This is a genomic window from Ectobacillus polymachus (genome assembly GCF_048159605.1).
GTDB lineage: Bacteria > Bacillota > Bacilli > Bacillales > Bacillaceae_G > Ectobacillus > Ectobacillus polymachus.
On the sequence record NZ_JBLREB010000002.1, the window covers coordinates 378,932 to 393,036 of the forward strand.

At 36.8% G+C, this 14,105-nt stretch carries 15 protein-coding genes, 2 pseudogenes and 1 other annotated feature; of the genes and pseudogenes, 9 read left to right on the plus strand and 8 right to left on the minus strand.

The features are described 5' to 3' along the window. Window positions 1–266 precede the first annotated feature (266 nt). Window positions 267–1,169, plus strand: coding sequence for an EamA family transporter (locus ACM5BR_RS12465; RefSeq protein WP_416828273.1), 903 nt, complete (start codon window positions 267–269; stop codon window positions 1,167–1,169). Window positions 1,170–1,275: 106 nt separating this feature from the next. Here ACM5BR_RS12465 and ACM5BR_RS12470 read toward each other — a convergent pair whose 3' ends face one another. Next, window positions 1,276–1,812: a DUF1572 domain-containing protein gene (locus ACM5BR_RS12470; protein WP_416828274.1), complete on the minus strand. Its 537-nt coding sequence runs from the start codon at window positions 1,810–1,812 to the stop codon at window positions 1,276–1,278. 309 nt (window positions 1,813–2,121) lie between these two features. On the opposite strand from ACM5BR_RS12470, the gene ACM5BR_RS12475 reads away from it, so the two are divergent. Next, window positions 2,122–3,558, plus strand: a complete 1,437-nt coding sequence (locus ACM5BR_RS12475) for an NADP-dependent glyceraldehyde-3-phosphate dehydrogenase (RefSeq protein ID WP_416828275.1) — start codon at window positions 2,122–2,124, stop codon at window positions 3,556–3,558. Between the two features lie 33 nt (window positions 3,559–3,591). Here ACM5BR_RS12475 and ACM5BR_RS12480 read toward each other — a convergent pair. Continuing rightward, window positions 3,592–3,819, minus strand: a pseudogene (locus tag ACM5BR_RS12480) (NAD(P)-dependent alcohol dehydrogenase); the annotation flags it as partial. A 191-nt stretch (window positions 3,820–4,010) separates the two neighbouring features. On the opposite strand from ACM5BR_RS12480, the gene ACM5BR_RS12485 reads away from it, so the two are divergent. Both ACM5BR_RS12485 and ACM5BR_RS12490 read left to right on the plus strand, forming a co-directional pair. Then, entirely contained in the window at window positions 4,011–4,406 is a 396-nt protein-coding gene (locus tag ACM5BR_RS12485) for a VOC family protein (protein WP_416828276.1), read from the plus strand. A 121-nt stretch (window positions 4,407–4,527) separates the two neighbouring features. Continuing rightward, on the plus strand, window positions 4,528–4,779 hold the full coding sequence (locus ACM5BR_RS12490) for a nuclear transport factor 2 family protein (RefSeq protein WP_416828277.1): 252 nt from the start codon (window positions 4,528–4,530) through the stop codon (window positions 4,777–4,779). 168 nt (window positions 4,780–4,947) lie between these two features. Here the strand turns inward: ACM5BR_RS12490 and ACM5BR_RS12495 are convergent, their stop codons facing one another. After that, the gene (locus tag ACM5BR_RS12495; protein WP_416828278.1) at window positions 4,948–5,127 is read right to left on the minus strand and encodes a hypothetical protein; all 180 of its coding nucleotides are present in this window, start codon (window positions 5,125–5,127) and stop codon (window positions 4,948–4,950) included. 250 nt (window positions 5,128–5,377) lie between these two features. Here ACM5BR_RS12495 and ACM5BR_RS12500 point away from each other — a divergent pair, with 250 nt between their 5' ends. Next, a complete protein-coding gene (locus tag ACM5BR_RS12500; protein ID WP_416828280.1) occupies window positions 5,378–5,791 on the plus strand; it encodes a YjdF family protein in 414 nt (137 codons plus the stop codon). Between the two features lie 221 nt (window positions 5,792–6,012). Continuing rightward, entirely contained in the window at window positions 6,013–6,858 is an 846-nt protein-coding gene (locus tag ACM5BR_RS12505; RefSeq protein WP_416828281.1) for an alpha/beta fold hydrolase, read from the plus strand. 93 nt (window positions 6,859–6,951) lie between these two features. Here ACM5BR_RS12505 and ACM5BR_RS12510 read toward each other — a convergent pair. Both ACM5BR_RS12510 and ACM5BR_RS12515 read right to left on the minus strand, forming a co-directional pair. After that, window positions 6,952–8,085, minus strand: a pseudogene (locus ACM5BR_RS12510) (MFS transporter); the annotation flags it as partial. Between the two features lie 101 nt (window positions 8,086–8,186). Further along, complete coding sequence (locus ACM5BR_RS12515) at window positions 8,187–8,813, minus strand: FMN-dependent NADH-azoreductase (RefSeq protein ID WP_416828282.1); 627 nt, start codon at window positions 8,811–8,813, stop codon at window positions 8,187–8,189. Window positions 8,814–9,000: 187 nt separating this feature from the next. Here ACM5BR_RS12515 and ACM5BR_RS12520 point away from each other — a divergent pair, with 187 nt between their 5' ends. Then, window positions 9,001–9,462 (plus strand): MarR family winged helix-turn-helix transcriptional regulator, encoded by a 462-nt coding sequence (locus tag ACM5BR_RS12520; RefSeq protein WP_416828284.1) that lies wholly within the window; start codon window positions 9,001–9,003, stop codon window positions 9,460–9,462. A gap of 66 nt (window positions 9,463–9,528) precedes the next feature. Here the strand turns inward: ACM5BR_RS12520 and ACM5BR_RS12525 are convergent, their stop codons facing one another. From ACM5BR_RS12525 to ACM5BR_RS12535, 3 genes are all read right to left on the minus strand, one after another. Continuing rightward, complete coding sequence (locus tag ACM5BR_RS12525; RefSeq protein WP_416828286.1) at window positions 9,529–11,223, minus strand: 2-isopropylmalate synthase; 1,695 nt, start codon at window positions 11,221–11,223, stop codon at window positions 9,529–9,531. Between the two features lie 85 nt (window positions 11,224–11,308). Further along, window positions 11,309–11,567: a binding site (T-box leader), on the minus strand. A 62-nt stretch (window positions 11,568–11,629) separates the two neighbouring features. Further along, window positions 11,630–12,022, minus strand: coding sequence for a hypothetical protein (locus tag ACM5BR_RS12530; protein WP_416828287.1), 393 nt, complete (start codon window positions 12,020–12,022; stop codon window positions 11,630–11,632). 595 nt (window positions 12,023–12,617) lie between these two features. Next, window positions 12,618–12,959, minus strand: a complete 342-nt coding sequence (locus tag ACM5BR_RS12535) for a DUF952 domain-containing protein (RefSeq protein ID WP_416828289.1) — start codon at window positions 12,957–12,959, stop codon at window positions 12,618–12,620. A gap of 157 nt (window positions 12,960–13,116) precedes the next feature. Between ACM5BR_RS12535 and ACM5BR_RS12540 the strand changes: the two genes are divergently transcribed. Both ACM5BR_RS12540 and ACM5BR_RS12545 read left to right on the plus strand, forming a co-directional pair. Then, window positions 13,117–13,575: a VanZ family protein gene (locus ACM5BR_RS12540; RefSeq protein ID WP_416828291.1), complete on the plus strand. Its 459-nt coding sequence runs from the start codon at window positions 13,117–13,119 to the stop codon at window positions 13,573–13,575. A gap of 232 nt (window positions 13,576–13,807) precedes the next feature. Further along, the gene (locus ACM5BR_RS12545) at window positions 13,808–14,014 is read left to right on the plus strand and encodes a hypothetical protein (protein ID WP_416828292.1); all 207 of its coding nucleotides are present in this window, start codon (window positions 13,808–13,810) and stop codon (window positions 14,012–14,014) included. The last annotated feature ends 91 nt before the right edge of the window (window positions 14,015–14,105 follow it).

The following is a 14,105-nucleotide window of genomic DNA, read 5'->3' on the forward strand; positions in this document are numbered from 1 at the left end:
AAAGTAATCGCGGTCTCCGTTTTGACCTCAGAATCTGCTTATCCGCCGATAAAAAGATAAAATCGCCTAGATTACAAAACAAATTGGACCCCTATAAAAGAGTATTTGACTCTTTTTACGCTTCGAAATACAATGGGAATAGAATTGCATACGCAAACTCATATTCTTTGATGAGTGGCGGAATTTTGTAGAGATTTGACTCTGTTTCGTTCGCCCGTTGTCCTTAGTTGGACAGCGGGCGTTTTTATTTGTAAAGGGGGATTTTTATGAAGAAATTTAAGTTTTCTTTATTAGTTTTATTTGGAGCCTGTAGCTATGGCGTACTTTCTACTATTTTCAAACTCGGATTTATGAATGGATTTTCTTCACATCAGCTATTAGGAGGGCAATATGTATTTGGATGGATCGGCTTGTTACTGCTCGTTCTTTTCTTTTCACGTCATACAGTGTCCAAAAAGCAAATATTCTCCTTATTAGCTGTCGGAATAACAATGAGTATGACTGGTATTTTCTATGCCATTTCTGTAGCGGAATTACCTGCTTCCATTGCCGTTGTTCTCCTTTTTCAATTCACATGGATTGGGGTAGTCATTGAAGCAATCGCAAATAAAACATTCCCAAGCCGCGAAAAAATCATATCTATTATTATTTTATTTACGGGAACATTATTTGCTGGCGGTGTCTTCGAAGGGCTTGGACAACATTTTTCAACTAAAGGCATTATTTTTGGATTACTAGCTGCTGTTTCTTTTTCCTTTTATGTCTTTGCAAGTGGACGCGTTGCGACAAATGTACCGCCCTATACAAAAAGCTTTCTCATGGCAACAAGTGCTACACTTATTGTCTGTTTATTCTTCCCACCAACATTTTTAATTGATGGTGCCTTGCAAGCTGGATTATGGAAATATGCTTCCTTTCTAGGGTTCTTTGGTGTTGTTGTGCCTGTCATTTGCTTTTCAATTGGTATACCAAAAGTAGGAACAGGACTAGGAACCATCTTAGGTGCAGCTGAACTACCAACAGCCATTATCGCTTCCATTACACTTGTTCATGAAAGTGTATCAATGATGCAGTGGTTTGGTATCGCTTGTATATTACTTGGAATTTTTACGCCGCAACTTCTTACTGCAAGAAAAGAGAAAACACGTTTAATCAACCAAAGCATCTAAAAAAGAGCACAATCATGTGCTCTTTTCACTTCTGTGTCCCATATAACTTTGCAACTTGTGGCTGTGCCCCTATTAGAGAAATGCGCCCGAAGTTTCATTCAATATCTTATTCACGATGTTTTTTCAGCATTTGTTGTAAGTGTTCTTCCGATTTCCCTTTTGGAATACTTAGGCTTTCCCAATTCGCATCTTTTAGTTGCTTGCCAATATAGACGATTTGTCCGATATGATAAGCATAATGAGCCATTTGCCTTTCGATCGCTTCAACCACTGTATGACTTTCACCGCGGATATAAATATTCTTTAGTAAATCCTGTTCTCCTAATTCATTTAGTGTTTTAAAAAGAGTATTCCAGCCCTTTTCCCAAATAGAAATCAATTCTTGTTTTGATGAGATATTATCCTCAAATTCTTGATCCCGATTCCTGTTAGGCTTTTCTCCATCTGTAGTTAAAAAATCAGTCCATCTAGATATCATATTTCCACTTACATGTTTTACTATAACCGCAATACTATTGGAAGCTTCATTGAAACCCCAATGAATATCTTCTTCTGACAATTGACTGATCGTATTATCTCCAAGGCGTTTCACATCATTAAATCTTTCTTTTACAACTTTTAGATACTCAATTCCAAGATTCATCAATGGTCCTCCTTACACGGTTGTACAAAAAGTAGCTCTTGATTCATTTCAACATCCTAATAAATAATTCCTAGAAGAATTTCAAGAGTGCCAAGATATATTAACTGCTATTGGAAATCAAACAAGGCAATCTATCATATCGTTTTAATACCCATGTGAGGAAGGAATGCTGGTTAGCGAAATAACCCAGCGAACCAAAGTACAATTAGATTACTTAAAAGCTTAATTGAACATATTAAAGAATATATGACAGATATGGATTGGAGTCGGTAAGCTATTTACTTTGAAGTTTGATTAGATGGAGGAATTATGGTGGTAAATGTATATAAATTTTATTTAAATGGAGAGTTTAAAGAAAGTGCTTCTAAAGAAACTATTGATATCTTATCTCCATATTTACATGAAGTAATTGGTCAAGTACAAGCAATTACTCGCGACGAAGTAGATGAAGCAATTGCATCTGCAAAAGAAGCTCAAAAATCATGGGCTGAAGCCTCCCTACAAGATCGCGCAAAATATTTATATAAATGGGCTGATGAGCTCGTAAATATGCAAGATGAAATTGCCGATATTATTATGAAAGAAGTCGGTAAAGGATATAAAGATGCGAAAAAAGAAGTTGTTCGTACTGCTGATTTAATTCGTTACACAGTTGACGAAGCACTTCACATGCACGGTGAGAGCATGATGGGTGATAGCTTCCCTGGCGGATCTAAATCTAAACTTGCAATCATTCAACGCGTACCACGTGGCGTAATTTTAGCAATCGCACCATTTAACTATCCTGTAAATTTATCTGCTGCAAAACTTGCACCAGCACTAAGTATGGGTAATGCTGTTATCTTCAAACCAGCAACTCAAGGTGCAATTAGCGGTATTAAAATGGTAGAAGCACTTCATAAAGCAGGTCTTCCAAAAGGACTTGTAAACGTAGCAACAGGACGCGGTTCTGAAATTGGTGACTACTTAGTAGAGCACGCTGGCATCGATATGGTATCGTTTACAGGCGGTACAAAAACAGGTACTCACTTAGCGAAAAAAGCTACTATGATTCCGCTTGTATTAGAACTTGGCGGTAAAGACCCTGGTATCGTATGCGAAGATGCTGATTTACAAGAAGCTGCAAAACATATCATAAGCGGTGCATTCTCATACTCTGGTCAACGTTGTACAGCTATTAAACGTGTACTTGTACATGAAAATGTAGCAGACGAGCTTGTTGGCTTATTAAGAGAGCAAGTAGCTGAACTATCAGTTGGATCTCCAGAAAAAGACAGTACAATCGTTCCATTAATCAACGATAAATCTGCTGACTTCGTTCAAGGTTTAATTGATGACGCTGCTGAAAAAGGTGCAACAATCGTTATCGGTAACAAACGTGAGCGCAACTTAATTTACCCAACATTAATCGACCACGTAACAGAAGAAATGAAGGTTGCTTGGGAAGAGCCATTCGGTCCAATCCTTCCAATCATCCGTGTTTCTTCTGACGAAGAGGCGATTGAAATTGCGAATAAATCAGAGTTCGGCTTACAAGCAAGTGTTTTCACAAAAGACATTAATAAAGCATTTGCAATTGCGAACAAAATCGACACTGGTTCCGTTCAAATTAACGGACGCACAGAGCGAGGTCCTGACCACTTCCCATTCATCGGTGTAAAAGGTTCAGGTATGGGCGCACAAGGTATTCGTAAGAGCCTTGAGTCTATGACACGTGAAAAGGTAACTGTATTAAATCTTAAATAGTTTAGAATAACAAGTGACCATGAAAAGAGGGAACGCTTCAACTATACCAGCTATGTACCTCCTGGGATGGAGTATTTTGGTCTCAGTAGTCCGAAAGCAAAGCGAGCTAAGAACGGTTTGCCTTTCAAAAGAACCAAGTTACCAAAGTTCAAGGATGCTGTATGAATTTTTATCAAAAGGCTTTTCTATCTCTTTTAATTCAAGTACACCAGGTGAACCATATTTGTTACAAACTATTCTTTCATAAAATTCCCCTCCAATTTTCTTTAGATTGATTTGTACAACAGAAAGATAGTGAAGCTTTATTAGGGAATATTTATGTATTTCTTAAGAGACCGATTTTTTCGTCTAAAAATAATATATTTTTATAAAAATTGAATTTATTTCCATATCCATTATAATGAAAAATAGGTATTCATAATAAAACACACGAAACATAATAGGAGGAAATCATGGGAAGATTAGTTCATTTCGAAATTCATGTGGATGACATGGAACGGGCAAAGAAGTTTTATGGAGAGGTATTCGGATGGTCATTTCAAGATTGGAGTGATTATGCGGGAATGCCTTACTTTGGTGCAGTGACTGGAAATGAAAATGAGCCTGGAATCAATGGAGCTTTAATGCAACGCCAAAGTGCTTCCCCAGTAACAAATCAGAGTTTAAATGCATTTGTATGTACAATGGGAGTGGAGGATTACGATGTAACGGAAGCTAAAATTATTGAAAATGGCGGGAAGGTCGCAATGCCGAAATATGCCCTGCCTGGAATGGCGTGGCAAGGATACTATAATGATACAGAAGGTAATATATTCGGAATTCATCAACCCGATGTGAATGCAAAATAGAAACCATGATAGGTGAACAAAAAATGGAAGAAAGTTTAATTCTTGATTATGAAGAACGACTTCGAGAAGCGATGCTAAATGGGGATGTTAATAGTCTTAATAATCTGATTAATGATAACCTTTGGGACAAATATTAACGAAGGAAGCCGATATTGAAGCACATCGTTCTGGAGTATTGAATTTTACTGATATCAAAATTTTAGACCAAAAAGTGATTCTATTAGAAAATTCTGCTGTAACTGTAACACGAGCTTTAAAAGGGATATTTGGTATAGAGCCAATTGAAGATGAAATGTATTATTCACAGGTTTGGCAAATGAATGAAGATAAATTAACAATCGTGTCAGGTCATTGTAGTTCAGTTCAGAAATAATTTTTTATTAAAGTAAAGGGTGCCTTTCTTCTTATCTCACTAGAAAGATTGTGAAATATTAATAGCCCTCCTTAAACAATTGTTTACATACTAATTCATTTCTACATCCTAATGAATAACCGCCTGGAATTTTCTTCAAGTATCTGTCCCTGGGGCTTCTTTTTTTCTCTAAACCGTCATTCGTCGAGTGACGGTTTTTGTCGATAAAATACGAAAAGTCGATAACCATTCCATTTTCGTCGATAAAATGGGAAAAATCGTCGATAACCATTCCGTTTTCGTCGATAAAGTTGTAATTTTCGTTGATAAACCATCTATTTTAGTCGATAAAGTAATCGGAGTCCGCATTTTCTGCCTCTGAACGTGCTCATTCGAGGAGAAACTACACCTTTTTCGATACAGGATACTAAAAGGAAGATATTACCGATAAAATAGACAATTTCTGTATATCGCTGTTACCATATAATAACAAGGAATGAGAAAACACGATCCGGTTGGTAGTCCGGATGCATCGATGTGAAACATTGGTGTCAGTAACCTTCCCCTCCTCGGGATGTCCATCATTCTGAGATTCTAAAATTCAGAGGAGGGAATCGTCATGATTTTGACGATTTTTCATGATGGTCAGTTTTGGGTTGGCGTAATTGAAATGCAAGAAAGCGGTAGACTAAAAGTTTACCGTTACGTATTTGGCATGGAGCCGAATGATGCCGAGGTATTGGATTTCGTAAAGTATCGGCTGCCTTCCATTATAGAAAGCAGTAAGCAGATGGGGATTCAGGATGAAAAAAAGCAAAAGAAAAGAATGAATCCGAAGCGTCTGCAACGGCAGGTAGCCAAGGAAATGAGTCAAAAGGGAATTTCAACAAAGGCACAAGAGGCGATGAAAGAGGCTATCGAACAACGTAAGGTAGAAGGAAAAATAGCGAAAAAACATCGTGACGATGCTTTTAAAAAAAGAAAGCTAGAAATCAAAAAACAAAAAGCTAAACAAAAGCATAGAGGACACTAGACTGATCACGACAAAAAAGTTGTTAAGGATTTCTTAACAACTTTTTTGTTGCTTAGAATTACTTTATTTTACAAAAATCCCTCTTTTGAGGAACTTAATATGAGATAATTAGATAGGAAATTGAAAATCAATGGAGACTAATCTTTTAATAGACTTATATTAAAGGTTGAAGAAGTCTTATAGAAATGATGATGTACATAAATTGTGAGGGGGGAATGCATTTGGCAAATTATGAACAAAAAGTCATTCATACAGATAGAGGTTCCTTTGAAATTTTTATTAGCGGGAATGGCAAACCCCTGTGTATCACACACCTATACCAAGAATTCTCCATTAGTGGTTCGGCATTTGCAGATTGTCTATCCCCCTTTTACAAAGTCATCTTAGTCAACTTGAAGATGGCTGGAAATTCATCAAAGCCCCGTTACTCAAATGAACTGACAATGGACGAGACTGTTAAGGACCTCGAAAGTATACGAACTGAATTAGGATACACAAAATGGTCTTTTGCTGGACATTCTACAGGCGGCTTTTTAGGGTTAACATATGCTGTCAGTAAACCACAGGTATTGGATTCGCTACTATTATGCGATACTTCGGCATCTAAGGAGTTTTTACATGCAGAGGATTGTATATATAACTTTAAAACTGGTAAACATCGCAAGGAGGTATCTAGGATATTCTTTACTTTAATGTTACCGTTTGCTTCGAAAACAAAAAAAGGGTTAGCTAGTAAGAAGTTGATAGAATTGTCTCTCTTTCAACCTGAAAGGTACAATGAGTATTTTAGTGATCGCTCCTTGAGTAAGATTATTAGAAAAAGAATGAGAGCGTATAACAAAGATCTTAAAACCTATGATGTTCGAGATAAATTAAAATATATTAATTTTCCTACTCTTATTCTTGGCGGTCAATATGATGTTCAATGTCCTATTTATTTCTCAAAGGAAATGCATAAATTGATTCCGGATTCTAAATTAGTAATTTTTGAAAACAGCAATCATTTTCCTTTTGTTGAAGAGAAGGAGTCTTTCCTAACAGCTGTTCGGGAATTTAATCCTATCTGAATGGGAAGCTATGTTACAAGCAGCTTCTAAACATTAAATCCCAGCTCCCTGTTCTCTATATTCTATAGTGGACAGGGAGTCGGGTTTTTTAAATTATTTCAATGTCTTCTTCACAAACAAAACAAAGATTAATAGACTAATAAACCCAGATGCAGCACAAACCATAAATAGCATTTGATATCCCATGAGCTGTGAAACAAATCCTAGAATAATAGATCCTAAACCAATCCCTAAATCAAAAGCAGTTAAAAATATAGCGTTCGCTACTCCTCTTTTCTCTGGTGGAGCTAATCGTAGCATTGCTATTTGAAGCGCAGGTTGTGCTGATCCAAATCCAATTCCGTACAAAATAGCTGTAATAATGAGTCCAACAAGCCCTTTTGTCATTGCTAGGACGAATAGTGCGATGATCAGTGTAAAAAGCGCAGGGACAATAATGAATCCTTCTCCACGTGTATCAGATATCTTCCCTGCAAGCGGTCTGATTACTGTAAGTGTGATAGCATACACTAAGAAAAAAGTACCAGCATTAACTTGAATGTTTGCAGCAAACAATGGTAAAAACGTTGTAATGCCACCAAACGTAATCGTTAGGAAAAATGTAACAATAGCGGCTGGTAAAAGTGCTTTTTCAAAAAATGAAATTGGTTTTTTTGCTGTACTTTGAATTGCTGGTATTTTTGTAGTAAGTGCAAGTATGAATGCAAGCAGTGCTAATGCTGTGCATAGAAGAAATAGATAATGAAATGAAAATGATTTTACTACCCAAATACCTACTATTGGTCCTAAAGCCATACCTAGAGTCATGGCAAGTCCATACCATCCCATTCCTTCGCCGCGACGAGATGGTGGAATCACATCAGTTACGGCCGTTCCTATCGAAGTTGTACCAATTGCCCAGCTAACTCCATGGAGGATACGTAATACCACTAAAAATATAACCCCTGTTACCCAATCATAAAAATACATGGTAATTGCAAAAAATAGTAGTCCGCTTATGATAAATACCCATCGACCATATCGATCCATTAATCCTCCAACAATAGGACGAAAAATGACTGCCGATATGGTAAACACACCTATAATAAATCCAACCTGCGATTCACTTCCTCCTAATTGTTTAATGAAAATAGGCAGTGTTGGCATTAGTAAATAAAAACCACTAAATAGTAATAATGCTGTAATGGTCAGCATGATATAGCTTTTGGTCCATAACCGTTCCATTGTACGATCATCCTTCTTTCTATCGTTTCATAAGTTGAGCAAATAAAAAAGCAGTACCAGCGCTATGAAAGTGTCGGTACTGCCATATGGAGGTGTGTTGTTAATTAAAATGTACTTGCTACTTTAACAGCTTTTTCAAGACCTTCGGCAATAATTTCTTCTGCTTTATCTGGGAATTCGTTGTGACCTTCAATTACTACTTTCTCTATATCTTTTGCACCGAAGAAGCCCATCATATTTGCTACATATTTAATAGCCATTTCCATTTCAGCTTTTGGTCCTTTAGAATATACACCGCCACTTGCGTTTAATAATGCAATTTTCTTATCTCCAATAAGACCTACTGGACCTTCTGCCGTATATTTGAATGTTTTCCCCGCACGGTTTAAGTAATCCATATATGTGTGTAATACAGCTGGGATTGTTAAGTTCCATAACGGAAAACCAAATACAACTTTATCTGCTGCAAGGAATTGATTTAAATATTTATCAGCAACCGCTACCGCTTTTGCTTCTTCTGCTGTTAAATCTAATCCTCTATCAGCCTTAAATGTGCCGTTAATCATATCTACTCCGAGATATGGTAATTCTTCCTTGTATAAATCAAGCTCTACCACAGTATCATTTGGATGTGATTCTTTGTAGCTTGCTAAAAAAGCATCATATAATTTCACACTAACTGCTTGTTCTGCTGGACGGTTGTTTGCCTTTACAAATAAAACGGTTGTCATGTTCTTTTCCTCCAATTACTCACTTTTATATTTACTAAAAAGGGTTCTAACCCCCATAGTTTCTTTTGTTTTTTGAATCTTATTCTCTGATAAAAACGGTAGTCAATTTGATTGACTACATTCCGTATAGTACAATAAGTTTTGGATATAGTCAACTTAATTGACTTCATTCTAGGAGGTTTTATGCATGAATCATCAAGAATTAGATCTTACATCACTTTTGTCATTATCCTATAGTACATTGATTTATGAACTACATGACAGATTAAGTGAGCTAGGATTTGGAGATATTAGACCTGCACATGGTTTTATGTTTAAACGTATGACTCCTAATGGAGCAACAGGTATAGAATTAGCTGAACAATTAGGAATTACAAAGCAAGCTGTAAGTAAAATGGTGGATTATCTTGAGAAAAGTGGTTATGTAACACGCCAAACTCATCCTACTGATAAGAGAGGGAAAGTTATTGTTCTGACTGAACGTGGCCGGTTAGTGATGCAGGCAAAAGAGGAGATAATAGCTGAAATCGAACAGCGCTGGATTGAAAACATAGGTGTGGAACGAATGCAAATGCTTAAAGAGGATTTAACAAAATTAGTTTATGAAGCAAATGAAGATAAATCATTGAGGTTACGACCTGTTTGGTAAATACAACATAAGAGCGTGTTTTGAATTAATCAAAACACGCTCTTTCTTTTTGTTCATTCGTATATCCTATTTCTGTGAGTGCATTTCTGGCACGTTGCTTCCTTCCATGATCATTTTATTAACAGCACTAAATAGCGCTTTTACCGAACTGGTCATGATATCTACGTCTATTCCGCAGCCCCAATACACCGTACCGTCTGCAGCGGTGATGCCGATGAAAGATACTGCCTGTGATTCCGATCCTGTTTCGAGTGCATGTTGTTTATAAACCAAATTTGTATACGTGACACCTAGATTATTTTGAATGCTGTTGCTGATGGCATCAAGTCTTCCGTTTCCGGTACCTTCGAATTCATGAATTCCTTCATTTGTTCGTATGGTTACGACGGTATGGAAGTCATCATCTGGCGTAATTCTATACGTGATAAACTCGATCGGACTCTTGATATTCACATATTCCTCTACGAATATGTCGTATATTTCATCCGGCATAAGCTCTTTGTGTAAACGGTCCGATACTTGTTTCACACGATATCCGAAGTTTTCCCGCATTACTTTAGGGAGGTCAAGGCTATATTTCTGCTCCAGAATGTAACCAATCCCGCCTTTACCAGACTGGCTATTAATGCGAATAATATCTCCTTCATACTCTCTGCCAATATCTTTCGGATCAATTAACAGATAAGGCACTGTCCAGTACTGACATTCTTTTTCCTCGCGCCATTTCATTCCTTTGGCGATGGCATCTTGGTGTGAGCCCGAAAATGCGGTAAAGACGAGTTCTCCGCCATATGGATGTCTTGCATGGACCTTCATTCTCGTTAGTCGTTCATATATAGGAATGATTGCAGGGATATTTTCAAAGTTGAGCTTTGGATTTACCCCGTGCGAAAACATATTTAGGGCAAGCGTTACAATGTCGACGTTTCCTGTTCTTTCTCCATTTCCAAACAGTGTTCCTTCGACTCTTTGCCCTCCGGCAAGCATTCCCAGCTCGCTATCTGCAACACCGGTTCCTCTGTCATTATGTGGATGGAGTGATAAAATGACATTGTCTCTGTAGTGTAGATGATCGCTGATATATTCAATTTGGCTAGCGTAAACATGAGGCATAGACATGGACACAGTAGCAGGGAGGTTGATGATGACTTTGTTCTCTGCTGACGGCTGCCATACATCCAGCACCCGGTTGCAAACATCAAGTGCAAACTCTACTTCTGTACCTGTAAAGCTTTCTGGGGAATACTGAAAGATAAAGTTTCCTTCGGTTTCCGCTGCATATTTTTTCAGCAGCTTTGCACCAGTTACAGCAATGTCAGCAATCTCTTCCTTGGATTTCTTGAATACTTGCTCACGCTGGGCGACAGAGGTTGAATTGTACAAATGTACAATCGCCTTGTTCACACCTTGCAACGATTCAAACGTTTTTTGGATAATATGCTCTCTTGATTGCGTCAGTACTTGAATGGTTACGTCATCCGGGATTAAATCTTGTTCAATCAATGTGCGCAAAAAAGCATATTCTGTTTCCGATGCAGCAGGAAACCCAACTTCAATTTCCTTAAAACCTAATTTCAAAAGCAGTTGAAAATATTCTAGCTTTTCCTCTAAACTCATGGGAACGACCAAAGCCTGATTTCCATCGCGTAAATCCACACTGCACCATACAGGAGCCTCTGTAATATACTCCTTCTCAGCCCATTTTTTGCTTTGAACAGGAGGCATAAAATAACCTCTCGCATACTTTTCAACATGTTTCATATTTACCAATCACCCTTTCACAGATAGTAATTTCTTCTGCATAGTAGATCTTGGAGCACAAAAAAAGCCCTTCATCTCTATGCTAGATAGAGACGAAAGACTTTTGTTATCTTCGCGGTACCACTCTAATTCATACCAAAAACGGTATGCACTCATGCAGATACGGGTTTTGAAAAACCTTATATCCTCCTATTGTAACGGTTAGGCTCCGTCTCCACTTACTCTTTCTCCATTTCAGCGAGCTACTTCAAGGCGAGTTCGGATTTTCTTTACGACTGTTTCACACCAACCAACAGCTCTCTGAACGTTTCAAAAATCTTACTATTCCTTTTCAACGTATTTAAATATACTTAGTAATATACTACATTGTTATTAAATTGTCAAACAATTCAGATAGTAAAAAAACTCAAGACTGATAATTATGAAATGGATTCACATCATTAAAAAGATAATCAATAAGTAAAGAGAATATAGAAATTACTAAAGGAATAAGCAAGCTGATTAGCGTTACTTTCGAATGATTGTTTAGCAGGAAATATACCCCTGTTGTATCGATCATTAATCGAAAGGCGATAAAAAGTATCGTATTTAAAGAACTGAAACTCTTTCGGGTTATTTTATAAATAAAAACATGTAAAATAGGGTATATAAAAAAAGAGTTGATCGTAAAAAAAGCAACGATTAAAACGGAGGCTATCATTACACTTTCTATATTTATAAAAGTGATGAAATTACTAAAATGATAGTTATTTTCTATTAAAATAATGAAGCCTAGAATCGATAATATAACTGAATTCATTATAGTTTCTCCACCTATTTACAATCGCAGAAGATAATGCTCGTACGATTTTTGGTATTATTTTATTCATCAATACAGGTTTTGGTATTGAGCTATTGATTCAGATTTTTCTTTATCTCAAAATACCCTGTTTTGTATAATTTTAACACAAAATAACCAACAAAAAAATCCTACCTCCAAGACGTATGTCTAGGGGATGGGATTTTATATTTTCGTGCAGTTTATTTAAAAACCAAGAAGGCAATAGTTCCAGAGATTTCTAAGAAGGTTAGGTATAGTAAAGTCCTGCTTGTCATAGGAACCTTCTTTGAAGAATTCATACCAGCTAAGAACCCTAAGTATATTTCGCCTATTAAAAGGATGCTAAATACTATAGCAAGAAATTTAGAAATCATATGGCTCTCTCCCTTCTATAAATATAAAACTATTGATTCTCCTCAAGTAAGCGAACTATTATTTATATCAAAAATCGGCCTGTTTTGTATAATTTTAACATAAAAAGCAAAATAAAAAGGAAAAAATTTACAACAAAAAAATCGTATCTCAGACGAATGTCGAGGGGATACGATTTTTTTCGTCATCGCATATATTTTTATTACTTCAATTCATCTGGAAGCGCAAAAGCTCCATCTGCAAGTTTTGTAAATGGGACCACTTCTGTTACAGAATCAACATGCAAGGGTCCATAAATATGAGGATACTCTTGTCCGTTAGTTGCTATCTCATACTTAATTTCCGCCTGTACGAGTGCAGGATCAAGAATTAACAACACTAGATCAGATTCATTTGTAAAGTGTTTATTCGCTACCTGAATAGACTGATTTAGAAACGAACAATGTATAAATCCTTCCTCAAGTAAAGATGGTTCCTTCCATTCCTTCTGCATTTTAAAAGCTTCCCAGTTTGTACGTGTCATAACTTTCGTGATTGTAAGCATAATTGTATATTCCATCCTTTTTAGAAATGTAAATTCTATTGTAGCATATGTATGTTGTTTTCATTTTTTCATCCAGTGTTGTCATATTATAAATATGTAAAGCTAGCATTTGTTTTTGCTTCCGCATTATAATGGATGATACTGGAGGAGGGGTAAAGTGGATTTGATTCCAAAACGAACAGAAACGTATCGACATCAAAGTAAGAAAAAACAAGGGCAGCTCGTACTTGTCATAGTATGGGGCTTGTTCCTTTGTATGAATATATTTGCAGAGAATCTTGACTCGCTTCTGACCCTTAGAAGTCTTGATTTTCATTGGAATTCATCGCCGAATTATATGTCATTTTTTAATATGGTGGATATTACGGAAATTCATTCTTATTGGTTTCTCGTTAAGTCAGGGCATTTCATCGGCTTTGCCATCATGAATTTGCTGCTGTATAACCTGTTAGGAAGCTACAAAAAGTCAATTGCTATTACAATTAGCTTCGCGGTAGGGTCGGAAGTGCTGCAGCTGTTTTTTGGCCGAGATGGGCGTCTGTATGATGTAGTGATTGACTCTATGGGGGTGTTAACGGAGTATTATTTTTTGAGGAAGATAAGAAAGAGAAAATAGTAATTAGGAGAGGGTCCTTACGATGAAACCATTTTGTTTCTATGTAAGGACTTCCTTTTGTCACACGAAAAGGGAGCGATTCCTTTCCAGTAATAATTTTCTAAATATTTTAAATAATGGGAGTTATTTTCCTTGAATGTTCTATATAGAGAACATATAATGAGATTAGTTTCCAATAAAGAACAAAATAGGTGAAATGAGGATAGAACGAAGTCGAAAGGAGGTGTATATGATGAAAGAAGAATTGGAAAAGGTGCTTCGGCCAATGGTACTTAGTCATCAACCGGTTCGTTTTGAAACCTCTCAGAGTGGCGGACATCATGGCGATGATGGGCATCATAATGGTAATGGTGATGATCAGGGCGAAAATAATAATAATCAGGGCGGTAATGGCGGGAATCACGGACATGGTAAAATCGGCGGAGGATTTTCTTTTTAAGGTAGCGGATCAATGGACTTGTCCGTTGATCCCTCTTCTATCCCGCTATGAATGAGAAGTATGAGACTAGCCCACAAGCAGGGGATAACTC